Origin of the sequence: Isoptericola nanjingensis (assembly GCF_050311635.1) — a bacterium.
GTDB classification, from domain to species: domain Bacteria; phylum Actinomycetota; class Actinomycetes; order Actinomycetales; family Cellulomonadaceae; genus Isoptericola; species Isoptericola nanjingensis.
On record NZ_JBNOZL010000001.1, the window covers coordinates 209,528 to 228,321 of the forward strand.

The window sequence follows — 18,794 nt, forward strand, 5'->3', positions numbered from 1 at the left end:
CGGTGGTCAGCCCAGCAGGCCGTCCACGAACTGCTCGGGGTCGAACGGCGCCAGGTCGTCGGGGCCCTCCCCCAGCCCGACGAGCTTGACCGGCACGCCGAGCTCGCGCTGCACGGCGACGACGATGCCGCCGCGGGCGGTCCCGTCGAGCTTGGTGAGCACGATGCCGGTGACGCCGGCGACCTCGCTGAAGACGCGGGCCTGGTTGAGGCCGTTCTGCCCCGTCGTGGCGTCGAGCACGAGCAGCACCTCGGCGAGCGGCGCCTCCCGGGTGATGACGCGGGTGATCTTGCCCAGCTCGTCCATGAGGCCCGCCTTGTTCTGCAGGCGGCCCGCGGTGTCGACGAGGACGACGTCCGTGCCCTCGGCCTTGCCGCGCTTCACCGCGTCGAACGCGACGGCGGCCGGGTCGGCGCCGTCGCGGTCCGAGCGCACCGTCTCCACGCCCACGCGGGCGCCCCAGGTCTGCAGCTGGTCGGCGGCCGCCGCGCGGAACGTGTCGGCCGCCCCGAGCACCACGGACCGGTCCTCCGCGACCAGCACCCGCGCCAGCTTGCCGACCGTCGTCGTCTTGCCCGTGCCGTTGACGCCCACCACGAGCACGACGGCGGGCAGCCGCGCGCCGTCGGCACCGACCGGGCCGGTCGTGGCGACGTCGCGGTCCAGCGCCGGGTCGACGACCTTGAGCAGCTCCTCGCGCAGCAGGTCCCGCACGGTCTTCGGGTCACGGACGCCGAGCACGCGCACGCGCGTGCGCAGGGCCTCGAGCAGCTCCTCGGCCGGTCCGGCGCCGATGTCGGCGAGCAGGAGCGTCTCCTCGAGCTCGTCCCAGTCGTCCTCGGTGAGGTGGTCGCGGGACAGCACGCTGAGCAGCCGCGCGCCGAGCGGCGAGCCCGACCGGGCGAGCCGGTCGCGCAGGCGCACCAGGCGCCCGGCCACCGGCTCCGGCGTCTCGAGCGCGGGCGCCGCCGGTTCCGCCGCGGGGCCCGCGTCGACCGACGCTCCCTCCGGCGCGGGGGCCACCGTCGTGACGCCGTCGTCCCGCCGGTCGACCGGCTGGTCGACCTGCTGGTCGATCTGCTGGTCGGGGCGCCGGCGGCGCGACCTCGGGACGAGCAGTGCGGCACCGCCGCCGACCACGACGACGACGCCGAGAAGGATCCAGAGCCAGAGCTGATCAGTCACGCGGACAGTCTCCCAGAAGCGCGCGACCGCACCGCCCGGCGAGGACCGCCGGCGGAGCCCCGGACGAGGGGGTCACTCCGGCTTGCGGACGCTCCCCACGTGCCACGAGCTGCGCGCCTGCAGGCGCGCGCGGTGCAGGGCGTCGGTGAGCTCCTCCGGGTCGACGTAGCCCGGGGCGTCCTCGACCGTCGCGGCGAAGAACTCGTCCATCCCGGTCTCGACCGGGGCAGGGGGCGCGACGCGCCTGCGGCGCAGCCCGGACCGGAAGTCGCGGAGGAAGCGACCGAGGCCGGGTGCCTCGTCGTCCTGACCCTCACGACGCTCCATGACGTTGGCCACGAGGAACACCACCGCGGCGAGAACGAGGGACCCGAGGACCCAGAGGACGAACGTGAGCATGGCGTTATTCTCCCCGCGCATCGACGGTCTCGCGCATCCGCTGGGAGATGACGGTCGTCACACCGTCGCCGCGCATGGTCACGCCGTACAGCGCGTCCGCGACCTCCATCGTGCGCTTCTGGTGGGTGATGACGATGAGCTGGGAGTCCTCCTGCAGCTCGCGGAAGATCTCCAGCAGCCGGCCCAGGTTCACGTCGTCGAGCGCCGCCTCCACCTCGTCCATCACGTAGAACGGGCTGGGGCGCGCCTTGAAGATCGACACGAGGAACGCGACCGCCGTGAGCGACCGCTCCCCGCCGGACAGCAGCGACAGCCGCTTGACCTTCTTGCCCGCCGGGCGCGCCTCGACCTCGATGCCCGTGGTGAGAAGATCACCCGGCTCGGTGAGCACCAGGCGCCCCTCGCCGCCCGGGAAGAGCCGGCCGAAGACCCGCTCGAACTGCTCCGCGGTGTCGCGGAACGCCTCCGCGAAGACCTGCTGCACCCGCTCGTCGATCTCCTCGACGATGTGCAGCAGGTCCTGGCGCGACTTCTTGAGGTCCGCCAGCTGCTCCGTGAGGAACTGGTGCCGCTCCTCCAGGGCCGCGAACTCCTCCAGCGCGAGCGGGTTGACCGCGCCGATGCGCGCGAGCGCACGCTCCGCCGTCGCGAGCCGCTTCTCCTGCTCCGCGCGCACGTACGGCACGGGCTCCGGGTCCGGCTCCTCCTCGGCGGCGTCGGCGGGGCGCGCCACCGGCACGTCGCGGTGCGGGCCGAACTCCTCGACCAGGACGTCGGGGTCGCTGCCCAGCTCGTCCACCGCCCGGGCCTGCAGCTGCTCGAGCCGCGCCACCTGCTGGGCGCGCGCCACCTCGTCGCGGTGCGCGACATCGGTGAGGTCGCGCAGCTCGCGCGCGAGCCGGTCGGCGTCGGTGCGGACCGCCTCGAGCTCCCGCTGCCGCGCGCCGCGCTCCTCGTCGGCGGCGGCGCGCTCGGCCTGGGCCCGCTCGATCGAGCGGGCGAGGACGGCGAGGGCCGTGCCCGCGTCGTCGCGCACCGCGGACGCCGTCCGCGCCTCGGCCGCGCGCTGCACCGCCCGCCGCTCCGCCTTCTCCCGCGCGGCGCGCTCCTGCGCCGCGGCCCGAGCGAGGCCTTGCGCACGGCCGGCGACGGCGCGCGCCCGCTCCTCGCTCGTGCGCAGCTCGAGCCGCGCCTCGGTCTCCGCCGCGCGTGCCGCGGTGGCTGCCTCCTGCGCCGCCTCGCGGGCCGCCTGCGCCTCGGCCACCTGCTCCTGCGACTGCGCGGGCTCAGCCTCGGCGACCTCGAGGCGCCGGGCCAGCTCGGCGAGCTCCGCCTCGTCGGCCTCCCGGCGCTCAGCGGCCTGGGCGAGCGTCGCGCGGTGCCGCTCGGCCTCCGCGAGCGCGGACCGGTGCGCCGAGCCCAGCGTGCCGAGCTGCTCCGCGACGGCGGCGAGGGCGGCGTCCGACTCGTGCAGCCGGGCGAGGGTGTCGTCGTGGGCGGCCTGCGCGGCCTCGAGACGCTCGCGCGCCCCGACCAGCTCGAAGCGGCAGCGCTCGCCGCGGGCGGCCGCGTCGTCGAGCCCCTCCTTGGCCTCGTCGAGCGCCGACGTCAGGTGCAGCACGCTCGGCGCGGCCGCGGAGCCGCCCCAGGCCCGCGCCGCGCCCAGCAGGTCGCCGGCCCGCGTCACGGCGACGACGCCGGGTGCCTTCTGGACCAGGGCGCGCGCCTGGGCCAGGTCGTCCACCACGACCACGTCGCGCAGCAGCGCGCGCAGCGGGGCGGCCGCGGGCCCTGCCACGGTGACGACGTCGGGCGCCCGGCGCGCGCCGTCGGGGAGGTCGGCGGCGACCGGGGACGTGCCCGGCGCGCCGTCGTCGGTGCCGCCCACGACGAGCCCGGCGCGGCCGGCGTCGTCGTCGCGCAGGCGGCGCAGCGCGTCGACCGCCGCGTCGAGGTCGCGCACGGCCACGGCGTCCGCGACCGGGCCGAGGGCGGCCGTCACCGCGTCCTCGTAGCCCGCCTCGACGCCGAGCAGCGCGGCGACCGAGCCGAGCACGCCGGGCGCGGCGTCCGCGAGCAGGGCGCCCGCGCCGTCCTTGCGGTCCAGGCTGAGCTCGAGGGCCTCGACCCGCGCGCTCCAGGTGGCGCGGTCGCGCTCGGCCTCCGCCGCGCGGGCCTCGAGGTCCTGCACGGCCGCCTGCGCCTCGGCGAGCGCCGTCGTCGCCTCCTCGTGCCGGGCGTCGAGGTCCTCCTCGCCCTCCTCGGCGCCCACGACCTGCACCTCGAGCGCGCCGAACTCGCGCGCCGCCTCCTCGGCCCGGCGCTCCGCCTCGGCGACGACCTCGCGCACGCGCTCCAGCTCCGCGTCACCCGCCTCGACGCGGCTGCGGCGCGCGGCCACCTGCCCGGACAGCCGGGCGAGGCCCTCGCGCCGGTCGGCGGCGCCGCGGTGCAGGGTCGCGAGCTCGCGCTCCGCGGCGTCCGCGGCCTTCTCGGCGTCGGTGCGCGCGGCGACCGCGGACTCGAGCGCGGCGCGCGCGAGCTCGACCTCGCGGGTCAGCTCCGCCTCCGTGGCCCGCGCCCGCTCGGCCTGTGCCTCCAGGTCGGCCGGGTCCTGGCCGCGGTGCTCCGGCTCGGTGGCGCCCAGCAGCCGCACCCGCTCGTCGGCGAGCGTGGCCAGCCCTCGCAGCCGCTCGCGCAGCGCGCTCAGCGCGTGGAAGGCGTCGGCCGCGCGGCCGGCGTCCGCGACCGCGGCGGACGCCGCGACCTCGAGCCGCGCCAGGTGCTCCCGCGCCCGCTCCAGTCCCCGCTCCGTCTCCTGCTGACGCTCGCGCAGCGCCGCCTCGTCGGCCCGCTCCTGGGCCATCTGGGCGGTGAGCTGGGCCAGGTCGTCGGCGAGGAGCCGGGCCTTCGCGTCCCGCAGGTCGGCCTGGACGGTCCGTGCCCTGCGCGCCGCCTCCGCCTGCCTCCCGAGCGGGCCGAGCTGGCGGCGCAGCTCCGCGGTGAGGTCCGTGAGGCGCGCGAGGTTGCCCTGCATCGCCTCGAGCTTGCGCAGCGCCTTCTCCTTGCGCTTGCGGTGCTTGAGGACGCCGGCCGCCTCCTCGACGAAGCCGCGGCGGTCGTCGGGGGTGGCACGCAGCACGGCGTCGAGCTGCCCCTGCCCCACCACGACGTGCATCTCGCGGCCGATGCCGGAGTCGCTCAGCAGCTCCTGGATGTCGAGGAGCCGGCACGAGGTGCCGTTGATCGCGTACTCCGACCCGCCGCTGCGGAACAGCGTGCGGGTGATCGTCACCTCGGTGTAGTCGATCGGCAGCGCGCCGTCGGTGTTGTCGATCGTGAGGGACACCTCGGCCCGGCCGAGCGGCGGACGGCCGGCGGTGCCGGCGAAGATGACGTCCTCCATCTTGCCGCCGCGCAGCGACTTGGCGCCCTGCTCCCCCATCACCCACGACAGCGCGTCGACCACGTTCGACTTGCCCGAGCCGTTCGGCCCGACGACGCACGTGATGCCCGGCTCGAGGCTCAGCGTCGTCGCCGAGGCGAACGACTTGAAGCCGCGGAGCGTGAGCGTCTTGAGGTGCACCCGGCGAGCCTAACCGCCGGATCCCGCCGATCCGCGGAACTACGCCGGTCCCGCCCGGAGACGTCCGGACACGCCGACGGCCGGGCCCGTGCGGGCCCGGCCGTGCGACGTCGTGCGTGAGTGTGGCGTGACGTGCGAGGGCTCAGAGGTTCGGGAACCAGAGGCCGATCTCGCGGGCCGCGGACTCGGGCGAGTCGGAGCCGTGCACCAGGTTCTGCTGCACCTTGAGTCCCCAGTCGCGGCCGAGGTCGCCGCGGATGGTGCCGGGGGCCGCCTCGGTGGGGTTGGTCGCGCCCGCCAGCGAACGGAACCCGGGGATGACGCCCTGGCCCTCGGCGACGACGGCGAGCGTCGGGCCCGAGAGCATGAAGTCGACGAGCGGCTGGTAGAACGGCTTGCCCTCGTGCTCCGCGTAGTGCGCGGCGAGGAGCTCGGTCGTGGCCTGCTTCAGCTCGACGGCGACGAGCGTGTAGCCCTTCGCCTCGATGCGCCGCAGCACCTCGCCGGACAGGCCGCGGCGGACGCCGTCGGGCTTGACGAGCACCAGGGTGCGCTCGATGGCGGGCTCGGCGGGCAGTTTCGTGTCTGCGGCGTCGGTCATGGCGGAAAGCCTATCGGCGCCGAGGGTGCCTTCGACCACGCGATCCGTACCGCCATCACGTGAATGACGACACAGATCCCGTGCTCGAAGGGTTCGACGCTGCCCCCAGGCATCGCCTGTCCACAGGGCGCCCGGCTGCGCACGAGGGGGCCGCCGCGCGGTGGTCGAGTGCGGAGATGCGCCCGCTCTCCCCTCCACCGGCCCGAGTCCTCGACGTCGCACGTGCGCAGGCCGGTCTGATCACGACCGCCCAGTGCGAGGCGGCCGGGATGACCCGGACGCGCCTCGCACGGATGGCGCGACAGGGCAGATGGGTGCGGGTGGCGCCAAGCGTCTACGACACGGACCCGGTACCGGTCGAGCACCGTGAGCGCCCCGACCTCTTCGACCATCGACGGCGTTGGTCGGCGTGGCGCGCCGTCCTCGCCCTCGGGCCGAACGCGATGCCCGTCGGCCAGAGCGCACTCGTCTTCCACGGGGTCCGGGGGCTCCCCGTCCGGATCACCCCCGAGGCGAGCCTCCCCGGCGCGGCCCGACTCCAGCCAGACGTCGCCGTCGTCCGCCAGTACGACCCGGCGACACCGACGAAGCTGGTCGCCGGGCGCAGGGTCCCCACCGTGCTCCATGCCCTGGCGCAAGCCGTCCCGACGCTCGACCGGCGGCACGCGGTCGCGGTCCTGGACGACGCCGTCCACCAGGGCCTCATCACGCGCGCCCAGGTGGAGCAGGCCCACGACCTCGCTCGCGGACGCCGCGGGGTCGAGCGCACCCACGCCTGGTGGCAGCTGGTCGACGGGCGCGCCGAGTCCCCGCTCGAGACGGCGGTCCGCCTCGAGTGCATCGACGCCGACGTTCCTCCGGACGACCTGCAGCGCGTGCTCGTCGACGACCGGGGGACGTTCCTCGGACGCGGCGACATGGTGTGGCGCCTGCCCGACGGCCGATGGTTCTGGCTCGAGGCGGACGGCTCCGAGGTGCATACCGCACCTGCGGCCCTCTACGAGGACCGGCGGCGGCAGAACGCCCTCGTCGCCGACGGCGGAGTGGTGATGCAGCGGGTCACCGGCCGTGACCTCTACGGTCCCGTCGGGCTCGGACACCAGATCGCCGCGCGGCTGCGCAACCTCGGCTGGGTTCCCGGACAACCCCTCCCTCAGCAGCCGAGCACCCTTCGAGCACGGGATCCGTATCGCTCAACCGGTGTATAGCGATACGGATCCCGTGCTCGAAGGGTGCTCGGGTCAGAGGTTCGGCGCCGTCTCCGGGTGCTCGGCGTCGTACTCCGCACGCTCGCGGTCGATGCGGCCGCCCAGGCGCAGCGAGACGACCCACATCGCGACGAACACCACGCCGACGACGAACATCATCGGCAGCAGCAGGCCCATCGCCAGCACGGGCACCTGCACGACCGTGCCCGCGTAGTACCCCATCGGCGTCCCGACCATGCGGGACATCACCAGGAGGACCACGAACAGCACGCCGATCACGAGCCACAGGGCGAGCGGCGACTCGATCACCAGGGGGCCGCGCTCGTAGCCGGTGTTCCGCAGCCCGTAGAGGGCGACGCCGGCGAACAGCACCACGAACGCCTCCAGCTGCAGCATCATCGACGTGAACTGCACCTTGGCGGGCTTGCGGGGCTTGATGCGGTCCCCCGGACGGGGACGGTCGTCCTTCTTGCTCACGACCCCACGATATCCGCGCGCTCGCGGGTGCCGGGACCGTCGTCGTCGGAGACCTCCGACACGCCGTCCGCGACCGGCAGCTCGTCGAGCGCCCCGGCCTTGGCCGGGTCCGCGACCGCCTCGCCCCGCGCCACCATGCCGGCGACGTCGGACAGCTTGATCACGGGCAGGAAGAACGCCAGCACGAGGCCGACGAGGACGAGCGGCACGAGGTACCAGAACGACGGCGCGAGGGCGTCGGCGTAGGCGTCGATGATGCCCGACTTGAGCGGCTCGGGCAGCGACTGCACGACGCCCGGCGTGAGGCTCGACTCCCCCGCGCCGCCGGCCCCGGCGGGCGCCCCGGCGAAGACCTCGGTGAGGTTGTCCGTGAGGCGGGTGGTGAAGATCGTCGTGAACAGGGCGGAGCCCACGGCCGCGCCGATCTCGCGGAAGAAGTTGTTGGAGCTCGTGGCCGTGCCCAGCTCGTGCGGGTCGACGGCGTTCTGCACCGCCAGCACGACGGTCTGCATCACGAGGCCCATGCCGGCGCCCAGCGTGAAGATCATCGCGCCGAAGGTCCACATCGACATGTCGCCGGCGAGGCCGGTCAGCCAGACCATCGCCAGGGCGACCACGATCAGGCCGGCCACCGGGTAGGCCTTGTACTTCCCCGTCTTGGAGATCGCGATACCCGAGACGATGGAGGTGAGCATCATGCCGGCCATCATCGGGAGCATCAGCCAGCCCGACTCGGTGACACCGGCGCCCGTGGACATCTGCAGGAACGTCGGGATCATGGCCATCGCGGAGAACATGCCCATGCCCAGCACGAGCCCGATCAGCGTCGTGATGGTGAACGTACGGTTCTTGAACAGCCGCAGCGGGATCAGCGGCTCGGCGACGCGCGTCTCGACGAGGATGAACGCGGCCACGGCGGCGAGCGTCAGCACGAGGAGCCCGGACAGGCGCCAGTCGGTCCAGTCGTAGCCGGACGACGACAGGGACTCCCAGCTGGTGACGAGCACGATGCCCGTCGTGGCCACAGCCATCGTGACGATGCCGCCCCAGTCGACGGGGCGGGTCGAGCGGTGCGAGGGCAGCTTGAGCGCGAACCAGGCGACGACGAACGCGGCGACGCCGACGGGCAGGTTGATCCAGAAGGTCCAGCGCCAGCCGGGGCCCTCGGTGAGCCAGCCGCCCAGGAGCGGGCCGAGGACGGCCGAGATGCCGAACAGGGCGCCGAGCGGACCCATGTACTTGCCGCGCTCGGAGGCCGGCACGATGTCAGCGATGATCGACTGCGACAGGATCATCAGGCCGCCGCCGCCGAGGCCCTGGAGGGCGCGCCACAGGACGAGCTCGATCATGTTCTGCGACAGCGCGGCGCCCACGGACGCGAGCGTGAACAGCCCGATCGCGACGAGGAACGGCCAGCGCCGGCCCATGAGGTCGCCGAACTTGCCGTACAGGGGCATGCCGATGGCGACGGCCAGGATGTAGGCGGTGACGACCCACCCCTGGTGCTCGACGCCGTTGAGCTCGCCGACGATCGTGGGCATCGCGGTGCCGACGATCGTCTGGTCGAGGGAGGACAGGAACATCGACGCCATCAGGGCGCCGAAGATCAGCCAGACGGTGCGCTGCGTCAGGACGACGACGGGCTTGTCCGGCGCGGCAGCAGGGGCACTGCTCATGGGACACCTCGGATCGGTGGCGCGCGGGGGCGCCGGGGTAGTGACGGGGGCTGGGGTGCTCGAGGAGGGCGTGCGGGCGGAGGTGCCCGACGCTCAGGAGGTGAGGACGGCGGCGAGCTGGCCGACGACGTGCGGCACGTGGTCGCCGACGTCGCCCTCGTGGCCGGTGCGCGCCCAGTCGTCCATCGCCGCCCGCGTGACGACGAAGACGACCATGGCGCACATCTCGGGGTCGGCCGGCAGGGGTGCCGCCTCGTGCCGCCGCTCGAACAGCGCGACGACCTGGGTCTTGTGCCGCTCGAACCACGCGAAGTGGCGGCCGAGCAGGCGCGGCTCGAGCTGCAGGATCTCCATCACCTGCTCGCCCTGGTGCTTGCCGGGGCCGGCGAACGCGGAGAGCAACGACCGGACGAGCACCTCGAGGTCCGCCGCCAGACGCCCGGTGGGGCCCCCGGCCGCGAATGCCTCGCGGGTATTGGCGCTCAGCTCGAACGACCCCTGACCGAGCACCGCGTCGTCCTTCGACTCGAAGTAGTTGAAGAACGTGCGGGGCGAGATCTGGGCCGCCTCGGCGATCTCCTCCACCGTCACGGCGTCCAGGCCTCGCTCGAGCACGAGGCGCTGGGCGGCGTCGACGATCGCGTCCGTGCGCGCGCGCTTCTTGCGCTCACGCAGTCCGAGGTCGCCGGCGGGAGGAGTCACCGGACAATCATGCACCCACTGCAATATTGCACCAAGTGCAATTTCTTGTGAGCGTCATCACACCTCGCCGAAGCCGCCCTCGATCAGCCCGACGACGGTGGCCACGGCGTCGCGCGCGTCCGCCCCGTGCGCGGACACCTCGACCTCGGTGCCCGCGGCGGTGCCGAGCGCCATGAGCTGCAGCACGCTCGTCGCGTCGACGCCCTGGAGGGTGACCGGCCCGCCGAACGCCGCCGCGGCCCGCGCCACCACCGCCGCCGGGCGGGCGTGCAGGCCCAGCGGGTTGCGGATCACGACGCGGGCGCTGGCCGTCGCGGTGGTCTCGACCGGCTCGAGCGACGGATCGGCGGGAGCCTGGGCAGGTGCAGGTGCAGGGGCAGCGGGCGCCCCCGCGCCCTCGGCGGCGGCCAGCACCGCGTCCAGCCCGGCGCCCTGCTGCGCCGCCACCGCCGCGGCGACCGCGCCCTCGACGAACGGCGCGTCGGCGAGGCGCACCCGGCCGACCAGGTCCTCGTCGAGCTCGAGCGCCGTCTCGACGGTCAGCACGGCGGAGCCCAGGTCGGCCAGCACGACGACGCCGTCGACGCGCGGCAGCGCGCGCCCGAGGGCGTCCTGCACGACCTCCAACGACGTGCCCAGGCCGCCGGCGCCGTCGCCCGCCCCGCTCTCCAGGACGACGTCCGGCGCCATCTCGCGGGCCAGCTCGACCGTCCCGTCGGCGAGGCGCGCCGAGTGGGAGACGAGCAGCAGCCCGACGGTCACTCCCCGACCGCCTCCGCCTCGCCCGCCACGGCACCCGGCGTGGCGTCGGGCGTGGCGTCGGGCGTGGCGCCGAGCGCCGCGTCGAGCGCCGCGCGCAGCACCAGCGCCGTCGAGCGCGCGCCCGGGTCCTCGTGGCCGGCGCTCCGCTCCCCCAGGTAGGACGCCCGGCCCTTGGTCGCCACGAGCGGGATCGTGCCCGTCGCGCCGGCGTCGGCCGCGTCGGCGGCCGCCCGCAGCACCTCGACCGGCTCCTGGCCGGCGTCCGCGGCGGCGGTGGCCGCCTCGACCGCGGGGGCGAGGGCGTCGACCATCGTCTTCTCCCCCACCTGCGCCTTGCCGCGCGACGTCACGCCCTCGAGCGCGGCGTCGAGCAGGACGACGACGCCGGACCCGTCGACGCTGGGGCGGGCCGACCGCTTCGCCGCCCGCAGGAACGCCGTCCCGTACAGCGGGCCGGAGGCGCCGCCGACCTTCGACATGAGGGTGGTGGCCACGAGCATGAGGACGTCGCCGACCTCCGTGCGCTCCGGGGCCCCGGGCTCGTCCAGCTTCGCGACCACGGCCTGGAACCCGCGGTGCAGGTTCTCCCCGTGGTCGCCGTCCCCGATCTGCCGGTCGAGCTCCGTGAGCTCGTCCTTCGACCCCGCCACGACGTCGGCGGTGCGCCGCACCCAACGCTCCGCCCATGCCACGTCGAGCCCCATGACCGCACGCCTCCTCGCCTCGGGGCGCCCCGCGACGCCCGTCACCAGTGCAACGCCGCCGTGCGCACCGGCGCGTCCCACAGCTCCCGCAGCTCGTCGTCCAGCCGCAGCACCGTGATCGACGCGCCCTGCATCTCCAGCGACGTCACGTAGTTGCCCACGAGCGACCGGGAGACGGTGACACCGCGCTCCTCGAGCAGCCCGCGCGCTCGACCATAGACGACGTACAGCTCGGACAGCGGCGTGCCGCCCATCCCGTTGACGAACAGGAGCACGTCGTCGCCGTCGGTCAGGCGCAGGTCGTCGGCGACCGGGTCGAGCAGGCTGCGCGTGATCCCGGTGGCACCCGTGAAGGGGATGCGGTGCCGGCCGGGCTCGCCGTGGATGCCGATGCCGATCTCGACCTCGTCGTCGGGCAGGTCGAACGACGGCTTGCCGACGTGCGGCACCGTGCACGCCGTGAGCGCGACGCCCATGGTGCGCACGTTCGCCACGACCCGTCCGGCGACCTCGGTGACCGCGCCGAGGTCGTCGCCGCGAGCGGCGGCGGCGCCCGCGATCTTCTCCACGCAGACCGTGCCGGCGACGCCGCGGCGGCCGGCCGTGTACAGGGAGTCCTCGACGGCGACGTCGTCGTTGACGAGGATCGTCGTGACCTGCGAGCCCTCGGCCTCGACGAGCTCGACGGCGGTCTCGAAGTTGAGCACGTCGCCCGTGTAGTTCTTGACGATCGCCACGACGCCGGCGCCCGAGTCCGCGCCGAGGACCGCCGGCACGATCTGGTCCGGCGTGGGCGACGTGAACACCGCGCCCGGCACCGCCGCGTCGAGCATCCCGTCGCCGACGAACCCGGCGTGCAGCGGCTCGTGCCCGGAGCCGCCGCCGCTGACCAGCCCCACCTTGCCCGGCACGGGGCCGCCGGCCCGCGACACGTACACGGGCTCGTCGTGCACCTCGACCAGGTCGGCGTGGGCGAGCCCGAATCCCGCGAGCGAGTCGGTCACCGCGTCCGCGGGGTCGTCGAGCAGCTTCTTCATGTCGCGCCTCCTCGCCTGGCACCGCCCTGCAGCGCGGCGGCCTGCCCCCATCCAACACCCGGGCGCCACACCACGCAGCACCCCCGCGGGATGTCGGGCGGGTGATCGTGCGTGCGCCCTCCCGACGTCCCGGACGGGCGCGTCAGCCGCGGCCGAGCAGGATCCGGGCGTCCGCGACCGTGATGACCGAGCCGGTGACGAGCACGCCGCGCCCGGTGCCGACGCCCACCTGGTCGCCGCTCTCGGCGAGGTCGGCCGCCACCTGCAGCGCCTCGTCGAGGCGCGCGGCCGTGCGGACCCGGTCCTCGCCGAAGATCTCCTGGGCCACCTCGAGCAGGTCCTCGGGGTCGGCCGAGCGGGCCGACGAGTTCTTCGTGAGGACGAGCTCGGTGAGCGCCGGCTCCAGGGTCGCGAGCAGCCCTTCGACGTCCTTGTCCGCCATCACGGCGACGACGCCGACCAGGCGCGGGAGGTCGAACTCCTCGTCGAGCGCGTCGACGAGGGCCTGCGCCCCGTGCGGGTTGTGCGCCGCGTCCACCAGCACGGTCGGGCTGGAGCGCACCACCTCGAGGCGCCCCGGCACGACGACGTCGGCGAACGCCGTCTCGACCACCCCGCCGTCCAGGGCACGGCCGCCGAGCAACGCCTCCACCGCGGCGAGCGCGAGGAGCGCGTTGTGGGCCTGGTACGCGCCGTGCAGGGGCACCAGCACCTCGGTGTAGAGGCCGGCGGGGGTGCGCAGGTCGACGAGCTGTCCGCCGACGGCCGCCCGGCGGCCGGCGACCTCGAGCTCCACGCCCTCGCGCAGCAGGTGCGCCGAGACCTCCGCCGCCCGCTCGCGCAGGATCTCGTCGACGACGACGTCCTGCTCGGCGCTGACGACCGTGGCGCCCTCCTTGACGATGCCGGACTTCTCGGTGGCGATCTCGGCCAGCGTGGAGCCGAGCCAGCGCTCGTGGTCGATGCCGACCGGGGTGAGCACCGCGACCTCGCCGTCCACGACGTTGGTGGAGTCCCACCGGCCGCCCATCCCGACCTCGACCACCGCGACGTCGACCGGGGCGTCCGCGAAGGCGGCGACCGCCATGACGGTGAGCACCTCGAAGAAGCTGAGGCGCGGGCCGTCCGCCTCCTGCGACTCGCGGTCGACGACGCCGATGTACGGCGCGACGTCCTCCCACACCTCGACGAACCGCGCGGCGCTGAGCGGCTCGCCGTCCACCTGGATGCGCTCGGTGACGCTCGTGAGGTGGGGCGAGGTGAACAGGCCGGTGCGCAGCCCGTGCTCGCGCACCAGGCGCTCGGTCATGCGCGCCGTCGACGACTTGCCGTTCGTGCCCGTGAGGTGGATGGCGCGGAACGCGTGCTGCGGGTCGCCGAGGAGCTCGAGCACCCGCCGGACGCGGTCGAGCGTCGGGTCGATGTCGTGCTCCGGCGCCCGCGACATGATCTCCGCGTAGACCTCGCGCAGCGACTCCTGCGCCACGGCGTCCTCCGCCGCCGCGCGGGCGGCCTGGCGCTCGGCCGTGCGGGCCTTGCGCGCGGCGGACGAGGGCTTGTTCTCAGCGTCGGGGGTCACCCCCGAAGGATAGGCGCTGCGCGCCCGACCGTCGGGGCCCGCGACGGTCGTTCAGCGCGGCGCGAGCACCACGACCGGGGTCTCCCCGGCGCGGTGCGCGGCGAACCGGTCGACCTCGCCCCAGCCCTGGTGGCGGCCGACGAGCGCCCACAGCCGGTCGCGCTCCTCGCCCTGCGCCGCCGTCGCGCGCACGGGGCGCGGCCCGTCGACCGTGTCCACCTCCGCGTCGGGGTGCGCCCGCAGGTTGAGCCACCACGCCGGCGGCGGGTCGCCCCAGCCGTTCATCGCGAGGGTGACGTATCGACCCTCGTCCTCGACGTACCCGAGGATCACGGCGCGCTCCTGGCCGCTGCGGCGTCCCACGACGCGCAGGCGCAGCATGCCGAACTTGCCGCCGGGGGTCGGCCGGCGCAGCGGCCACCGCCCGCCGCTGATCCGGTAGCCGGCGCGCTGGACCGCCCACGCCGACCGCACGAACCAGCGTGGCGGCACGAAAGGGCGCTTCTCGGGGGCGGGTGTCGCGGCCATGCGGGACTCCTCGCGGGGAGCCGGCGCCGTCGCGCCGGGGAGCACCAGGCTAGCCCCGGCCGGCGGCGGCGCGCCGCTGTCGTCGGCCGGGGCTACCGTCGGGCCGTGGCCGCACACCCGGACTCCCCCGACGCTCCCGTCCGCCTCGCCCGCCGCACCGTCCCGGGCCCGCCCGGGACGCGCGCGGCGCCCGTCGTCCTCCTGCACGGCGGAGGCGGCGACGGCTCCACGTGGGACCCTCTGGTCGGGCCCCTGGCACGCCGCGCCGACGTCGTCGTGCCGGATCTGCGCGGCGCGGGCCGCAGCCCGGCCGTCGGCGCGGCGTCGGTGACCGCGCTGCGCGACGACGTGCTCCTCCTGCTCGACGACCTCGCCCTCAACCGCTTCGTGCTGGTCGGGCACTCGCTCGGGGCGCTCCTCGGGCTGCTCGTGGCCGTGCACGACCCGGGCCGGGTCGCGGCCCTCGTGCTCGAGGAGTGCCCGCCCCTGGAGCCGCTCGGCCTGCCGGTGCCGGACGCCTCGGACGACGCGTCGTTCTACGAGCGCCGCATCCGCCCGGCCGTGCTCGCCGCGCTCAACGCGCCCGAGCGCGCGTGGGTGGACGGCCTGGCCGGGGTGCGCGCACCGGCCCTCGTCGTCGGCGGCGGCCCCGAGAGCTTCCTGCCGCAGGACGCGATGGCGCGGATGGCCGCGCGCCTGCCCGACGCGCGGTTCGTCACGCTGCCGGGCGGCCACCTGGTGCACCCGACCCACCCCGACGCCTTCCTGCGCGAGGTCGAGGCGTTCCTCGACCTCGCGCAGGAAGGCCCTGGCGGCGGGGCGTGACGGCGGGTCCCGACGGCAGCCCGGGTCAGCCGGCCGGCGTCTCCCGCTTGCTCACGCGCACGGCGCGCTGCCCGTCGCTCGCGACCACGGCGAGGTCGAGGGCGAGGGTCTCGCGGGCGATGAGCTCGCGGTGGGCCTCCACCGCGGCGGCGTGCTCGGCGGGGACGTCGAGCTCCAGCGCGATGCGGTCGCTGACCTCGAGGCCGGCGGCCTTGCGGGCGTCCTGCACGTCGCGGATGACGTCGCGGGCGTAGCCCTCGGCGCGCAGGGCGTCGTCGAGCGCGAGGTCGAGGACGACGAACCCGCCGCCGGGCAGCACGGACGCGGCGACGTGCTCCCCGGCCGCGTCGCCCACGACGGTGGTGAGCTCGTACTCCGCCTCGAGCAGCGGCTCGTCGCCGGCGTCGGTCGTGACGACGACGGCGCCGTCGTCGCCCCGGCGCCACGCGCCCGCCTTCGCCGCCTTGATGACGGCCTGGACGCCACGGCCCAGGCGCGGGCCGGCGGCCCGGGCGTTGACCGCGAGCCGCTCGGTGATGCCGAACCGCTCCGACGCGTCGGCGTCCGCCGCGACGAGGTCGACCGCCTTGACGTTGAGCTCCGACGTCAGGAGGCCCACGTAGTCCGCGAGCGCCCCGGGGTCGGGGACGGCCACCGTGAGGCGGGCCAGCGGCTGCCGCACGCGCAGCTGGTGGGCCTTGCGCAGCGCGAGCGCGCTGGACACGACGGCGCGCACCTCGTCCATCGCGGCGACGAGCTCGTCGTCGCGCACGAGGGCGGCGTCGACGACGCCGTCGGCCGAGGGCCAGTCCGTGAGGTGCACGGAACGGCCGCCGGTGAGGCCGCGCCAGACCTCCTCGGTGAGCAGCGGCGCCAGCGGCGCCATGACGCGGGTCAGCGTCTCGAGCGCCGTGTACAGCGTGTCGAAGGCGTCGGCGTCCTCGGCCCAGAACCTCATCCGCTGGGTGCGCACGTACCAGTTGGTCAGGACGTCGAGGTGCTCGCGCACGGACTCGCAGGCGCCGGAGATGTCGTAGGCGTCGAGCTGCGAGGTGACCGTCGCGACCAGGTCGTGGGTGCGCGCCAGCAGGTACCGGTCGAGGGCGGGCAGGCCGGGGACGCGCTCGGCCGTGACGGGCTTCGCCGTGTAGCCCGCGCCGTCCGCGGCGCTGTTCGCGTACAGGGTGAAGAAGTAGTACGTGCTCCACAGCGGCAGCAGCACCTGGCGCACGGAGTCGCGGATGCCCTCCTCCGTGACGACGAGGTTGCCGCCGCGCAGGATCGGGCTGGCCATGAGGAACCAGCGCATCGCGTCGGAGCCGTCGCGGTCGAAGACCTCGGAGACGTCCGGGTAGTTGCGCAGCGACTTGCTCATCTTGCGACCGTCGGAGCCCAGCACGATGCCGTGCGAGACGGCGGTGCGGAACGCCGGCCGGTCGAACAGCGCGGTGGCGAGCACGTGCAGCAGGTAGAACCAGCCGCGGGTCTGGCCGATGTACTCGACGATGAAGTCGCCCGGGTAGTGGTGCTCGAACCAGTCCGCGTTCTCGAACGGGTAGTGCACCTGCGCGTACGGCATGGAGCCGGAGTCCATCCACACGTCCATGACGTCCTCGACGCGGCGCATCGTGGACTTCCCCGTCGGGTCGTCGGGGTTGGGGCGGGTGAGCTCGTCGACGAACGGGCGGTGCAGGTCGGGCTCGCCGTCGGGGCCGAGCGGCAGGCGGCCGAAGTCGCGCTCGATCTCCTCGAGCGAGCCGTACACGTCCAGGCGCGGGTACGCCGGGTCGTCGCTCTTCCAGACCGGCACCGGGGAGCCCCAGAAGCGGTTGCGGCTCAGCGACCAGTCGCGGGCGTTCGCGAGCCACTTGCCGAACTGGCCGTCCTTGATGTGCTCCGGCGTCCAGGAGATCTCCTGGTTGAGCTCGACCATCCGGTCCTTGAACTTCGTGACCTCGACGAACCACGAGGACACGCCCATGTACATCAGCGGCTGCCGGCAGCGCCAGCAGTGCGGGTAGGAGTGCGCGTACGACTCGCGGCGCAGCAGCACCGTGCCGGCGGTGACCGACCCGGCGTCCGCCTCCCCGCGGGTGCGCGCCTTGAGGTGGTCGATGATCGGCAGGTTCGCGTCGAAGACCTGCAGGCCGGCGTACTCCTCGACCGGGTGCGTGAACTTGCCGTCCGCCCCCACGGGCATGACAGAGGCGACGCCCTCGCGGTCGCAGACGACCTTGTCGTCCTCGCCGAACGCGCCGGCGCTGTGCACCAGGCCGGTGCCGTCCGTCGTCGTGACGAAGTCCGCCTCGACCACGCGGTGCGCGCGCTCACGGCCCTCGTAGTAGGAGAACGGCGGCACGTAGGAGGTCTGCAGGAGCTCGCGGCCGGTGAGACGCCCGACGACGCGCGGGGCGTCCTCGCCCTCGTCCGTGAGCTCGCGCGCGTACGCGTCCACGCGCGCCTCGGCGAGGACGTAGCGCTGCGGCGTGCCGGTGAACGACGACTCGACGACGGCGTAGTCGATGTCCTCGCCGACCATGACGAGCAGGTTGGAGGGCAGCGTCCACGGCGTCGTCGTCCAGACGAGGAGCTTGTCGCCGGGGCGCACCACGTCCTGCCCGGCGGGCACGGTCGCGACGTCGAAGCCGACGGTCACGGCCGGGTCCTGGCGCGTCTGGTAGACGTCGTCGTCCATGCGCAGCTCGTGGTTGGACAGCGGTGTCTGGTCGTTCCAGCAGTACGGCAGCACGCGGAAGTCCTCGTACACGAGGCCCGCGTCGTAGAGCTTCTTGAAGCCCCACAGCACCGACTCCATGTAGGTGACGTTGAGCGTCTTGTAGTCGTGGTCGAAGTCGACCCAGCGCGCCTGCCGGGTGACGTAGTCGCGCCACTCGGAGGTGTACTTCAGCACCGACGAGCGGCAGGCGGCGTTGAACTTCTCGATGCCGAGCTCGAGGATCTCGTCCTTGGTCTTGATGCCGAGCTGGCTCATGGCCTCGAGCTCGGCGGGCAGGCCGTGCGTGTCCCAGCCGAAGCGGCGCTCCACGTGCTTGCCGCGCATCGTCTGGTAGCGCGGGACGACGTCCTTGGCGTAGCCGGTGAGCAGGTGCCCGTAGTGGGGCAGGCCGTTCGCGAACGGCGGGCCGTCGTAGAAGACGAACTCGTTGGAGCCGTTCTCCCCCGCCGGGTTCTTCGCGACCGACGCGCGGAACGTGTCGTCGGCGGCCCAGAAGTCCAGGACCTCGCGCTCGATCGCCGGCAGCTCCGGGGACGCCGGGACGCCGGCGATGCCGAAGGCGGCGCCCTGTCGGTCTGCCTGCGACGAGGGGTCGGACGAGCGGTGCTGCGGATAGGCCATGGGTGGGCTCCTGTGCGGACGAGCTGGCGGTCGGTGGTACGACGTCGGTGCTGCTGTGCGAGGACGACGCCCCCGCCCCGAAGGGCGCGGGTCCCGCGGTACCACCCCGCTTGCGGACGCCGGTCGTGCTGACGTCCGCCGCTCGTTCACGGCTGTGACGGGCCTAC

At 74.5% G+C, this 18,794-nt stretch carries 15 protein-coding genes; 2 read left to right on the forward strand and 13 right to left on the reverse strand.

The genetic code is table 11. From position 1 onward, the window contains the following. Positions 1 to 6 precede the first annotated feature (6 nt). From ftsY to ndk, 4 genes are all read right to left on the reverse strand, one after another. Positions 7 to 1,185, reverse strand: a complete 1,179-nt coding sequence (gene ftsY / locus ACQP6G_RS00955; protein WP_429762301.1) for a signal recognition particle-docking protein FtsY — start codon at positions 1,183 to 1,185, stop codon at positions 7 to 9. A gap of 72 nt (positions 1,186 to 1,257) precedes the next feature. After that, positions 1,258 to 1,584 carry a hypothetical protein gene (locus ACQP6G_RS00960; protein WP_429762302.1) on the reverse strand — a complete coding sequence of 109 codons (327 nt, stop codon included), beginning with the start codon at positions 1,582 to 1,584 and terminating at the stop codon, positions 1,258 to 1,260. Positions 1,585 to 1,588: 4 nt separating this feature from the next. Beyond that, positions 1,589 to 5,170 carry a chromosome segregation protein SMC gene (gene smc / locus ACQP6G_RS00965; RefSeq protein ID WP_429762303.1) on the reverse strand — a complete coding sequence of 1,194 codons (3,582 nt, stop codon included), beginning with the start codon at positions 5,168 to 5,170 and terminating at the stop codon, positions 1,589 to 1,591. Between the two features lie 142 nt (positions 5,171 to 5,312). Then, positions 5,313 to 5,771, reverse strand: coding sequence for a nucleoside-diphosphate kinase (gene ndk / locus ACQP6G_RS00970; RefSeq protein ID WP_429762304.1), 459 nt, complete (start codon positions 5,769 to 5,771; stop codon positions 5,313 to 5,315). A 176-nt stretch (positions 5,772 to 5,947) separates the two neighbouring features. Between ndk and ACQP6G_RS00975 the strand changes: the two genes are divergently transcribed. Further along, a complete protein-coding gene (locus tag ACQP6G_RS00975) occupies positions 5,948 to 6,979 on the forward strand; it encodes a type IV toxin-antitoxin system AbiEi family antitoxin domain-containing protein (protein ID WP_429762305.1) in 1,032 nt (343 codons plus the stop codon). 33 nt (positions 6,980 to 7,012) lie between these two features. On the opposite strand, the gene ACQP6G_RS00980 is transcribed toward ACQP6G_RS00975, so the two are convergent. The 8 genes from ACQP6G_RS00980 to ACQP6G_RS01015 all read right to left on the reverse strand — a co-directional run bounded on the left by ACQP6G_RS00980 (position 7,013) and on the right by ACQP6G_RS01015 (position 14,444). Further along, positions 7,013 to 7,456, reverse strand: a complete 444-nt coding sequence (locus ACQP6G_RS00980) for a DUF4233 domain-containing protein (RefSeq protein ID WP_429762306.1) — start codon at positions 7,454 to 7,456, stop codon at positions 7,013 to 7,015. Beyond that, positions 7,453 to 9,132: an MDR family MFS transporter gene (locus tag ACQP6G_RS00985; protein WP_429762308.1), complete on the reverse strand. Its 1,680-nt coding sequence runs from the start codon at positions 9,130 to 9,132 to the stop codon at positions 7,453 to 7,455. Before ACQP6G_RS00985 ends, ACQP6G_RS00980 begins: the two co-directional genes overlap by 4 nt. Before the next feature lie 93 nt (positions 9,133 to 9,225). After that, the gene (locus ACQP6G_RS00990; protein WP_429762309.1) at positions 9,226 to 9,834 is read right to left on the reverse strand and encodes a TetR/AcrR family transcriptional regulator; all 609 of its coding nucleotides are present in this window, start codon (positions 9,832 to 9,834) and stop codon (positions 9,226 to 9,228) included. 57 nt (positions 9,835 to 9,891) lie between these two features. Continuing rightward, positions 9,892 to 10,596 carry a dihydroxyacetone kinase phosphoryl donor subunit DhaM gene (gene dhaM, locus ACQP6G_RS00995; protein WP_429762310.1) on the reverse strand — a complete coding sequence of 235 codons (705 nt, stop codon included), beginning with the start codon at positions 10,594 to 10,596 and terminating at the stop codon, positions 9,892 to 9,894. Further along, a complete protein-coding gene (gene dhaL, locus ACQP6G_RS01000; protein ID WP_429762311.1) occupies positions 10,593 to 11,300 on the reverse strand; it encodes a dihydroxyacetone kinase subunit DhaL in 708 nt (235 codons plus the stop codon). The genes dhaM and dhaL overlap by 4 nt, the downstream gene beginning before the upstream one ends. Before the next feature lie 41 nt (positions 11,301 to 11,341). Then, positions 11,342 to 12,337: a dihydroxyacetone kinase subunit DhaK gene (gene dhaK, locus ACQP6G_RS01005; RefSeq protein WP_429762312.1), complete on the reverse strand. Its 996-nt coding sequence runs from the start codon at positions 12,335 to 12,337 to the stop codon at positions 11,342 to 11,344. Positions 12,338 to 12,479: 142 nt separating this feature from the next. Further along, complete coding sequence (locus ACQP6G_RS01010; protein ID WP_429762313.1) at positions 12,480 to 13,916, reverse strand: bifunctional folylpolyglutamate synthase/dihydrofolate synthase; 1,437 nt, start codon at positions 13,914 to 13,916, stop codon at positions 12,480 to 12,482. Between the two features lie 51 nt (positions 13,917 to 13,967). After that, positions 13,968 to 14,444: a nitroreductase/quinone reductase family protein gene (locus tag ACQP6G_RS01015; protein ID WP_429762314.1), complete on the reverse strand. Its 477-nt coding sequence runs from the start codon at positions 14,442 to 14,444 to the stop codon at positions 13,968 to 13,970. 105 nt (positions 14,445 to 14,549) lie between these two features. On the opposite strand from ACQP6G_RS01015, the gene ACQP6G_RS01020 reads away from it, so the two are divergent. Continuing rightward, the gene (locus ACQP6G_RS01020) at positions 14,550 to 15,269 is read left to right on the forward strand and encodes an alpha/beta fold hydrolase (protein ID WP_429762315.1); all 720 of its coding nucleotides are present in this window, start codon (positions 14,550 to 14,552) and stop codon (positions 15,267 to 15,269) included. A gap of 25 nt (positions 15,270 to 15,294) precedes the next feature. Here the strand turns inward: ACQP6G_RS01020 and ileS are convergent, their stop codons facing one another. Then, positions 15,295 to 18,627 (reverse strand): isoleucine--tRNA ligase, encoded by a 3,333-nt coding sequence (gene ileS, locus ACQP6G_RS01025; protein ID WP_429762316.1) that lies wholly within the window; start codon positions 18,625 to 18,627, stop codon positions 15,295 to 15,297. Between the last annotated feature and the right edge of the window lie 167 nt (positions 18,628 to 18,794).

Bases quoted from the DNA above. Each gene is read 5' to 3' on its own strand.
- ACQP6G_RS01015 (WP_429762314.1), bottom strand. From the start codon at position 14,444: ATGGCCGCGACACCCGCCCCCGAGAAGCGCCCTTTCGTGCCGCCACGC.
- dhaK (WP_429762312.1), bottom strand. From the start codon at position 12,337: ATGAAGAAGCTGCTCGACGACCCCGCGGACGCGGTGACCGACTCGCTC.
- ACQP6G_RS00985 (WP_429762308.1), bottom strand. From the start codon at position 9,132: ATGAGCAGTGCCCCTGCTGCCGCGCCGGACAAGCCCGTCGTCGTCCTG.
- dhaL (WP_429762311.1), bottom strand. From the start codon at position 11,300: ATGGGGCTCGACGTGGCATGGGCGGAGCGTTGGGTGCGGCGCACCGCC.
- ileS (WP_429762316.1), bottom strand. From the start codon at position 18,627: ATGGCCTATCCGCAGCACCGCTCGTCCGACCCCTCGTCGCAGGCAGAC.
- ACQP6G_RS00960 (WP_429762302.1), bottom strand. From the start codon at position 1,584: ATGCTCACGTTCGTCCTCTGGGTCCTCGGGTCCCTCGTTCTCGCCGCG.
- ACQP6G_RS00975 (WP_429762305.1), top strand. From the start codon at position 5,948: ATGCGCCCGCTCTCCCCTCCACCGGCCCGAGTCCTCGACGTCGCACGT.
- ndk (WP_429762304.1), bottom strand. From the start codon at position 5,771: ATGACCGACGCCGCAGACACGAAACTGCCCGCCGAGCCCGCCATCGAG.